The 824-nt window shown below is 77.0% G+C and carries 1 protein-coding gene; it reads right to left on the bottom strand.

The features are described from left to right. Positions 1 to 93: 93 nt before the first annotated feature. The gene (locus CCN29_RS36700; RefSeq protein WP_442538686.1) at positions 94 to 552 is read right to left on the bottom strand and encodes a hypothetical protein; all 459 of its coding nucleotides are present in this window, start codon (positions 550 to 552) and stop codon (positions 94 to 96) included. Positions 553 to 824 lie beyond the last annotated feature (272 nt).

Genomic DNA, 824 nt, shown 5'->3' with positions numbered 1-824 from the left:
ACGCCGTGGGTTTCTGGGCGCTCACCCGCGTCTGACCGGCGCGGCACCGCGCGCACCACCGGCACCACAGGCGTCACCCGTCACGGCACCGGGTCACCCGGAAAGATCCGCGCCCCGCCGCCGGGCCACCACCGTCCACACCCCGAGCCCCACCACCAGGGCGCTCCCGGTGCCGATACCGCCCGCCGCGAGCACCCGGTACAGGGTCGCGTCGCCCGCGGTACCGCCCCCGCCCGTGGCCGAGCCGCCCGGACCGCCGTCGACGCTGAAGACGTCCGACGGCACCGCGCCGCCCGCGTAGTCCGGCCCGGCCTGCGCCGTCCCGCCCAGCCGCACCCGCAGCGTCAGCGGCACGGGCCCGTCGCCGAAGTCCTCCGCGACCTTCGGGGAGAGGTGGGCGACGAGGTAGTAGACGCCGGCGAACCGCACGGCCGAGACCTGCTGCCCGGAGGCGTGCCGGTTCTCGTAGGCGACCGGCGGCAGGGGCTTGAGCGCCTTGGACTTCTGGCCGCCGTTGTAGCCGACGGACAGGTCCTCGACCTGGCCGCGCACCGGGTTGTAGAGGTCGAGGGTGAGCGCGGAGNNCCCTCGTCGAGCGGGGCCGCCTGGGCGAACCCCGCGCCGCCCTGGCGGCGTCGGGCGGTTCCCTGCACGGGGGAGGGTGTGGCCGAGTCCCATGCCTCGGGCGCCGCCGTGCCGTCCGGTGTCCTCGTCCCGGGCTCCGACACCGTGCCGAGCTCCAGCTCCCAGGGGTCGGGGGAGGCGCCGCGGGCGTCGGGGGCGGCGCGCTCGACGGTCACGTAGTACGTGCCGGCCTCGGCGCA

The organism is Streptomyces pseudogriseolus (genome assembly GCA_002154585.1).
Classification (GTDB): domain Bacteria; phylum Actinomycetota; class Actinomycetes; order Streptomycetales; family Streptomycetaceae; genus Streptomyces; species Streptomyces pseudogriseolus.
The sequence above is the reverse complement of the archived record's forward strand: the minus strand, read 5'-3'. Positions and strand labels throughout refer to the sequence as shown.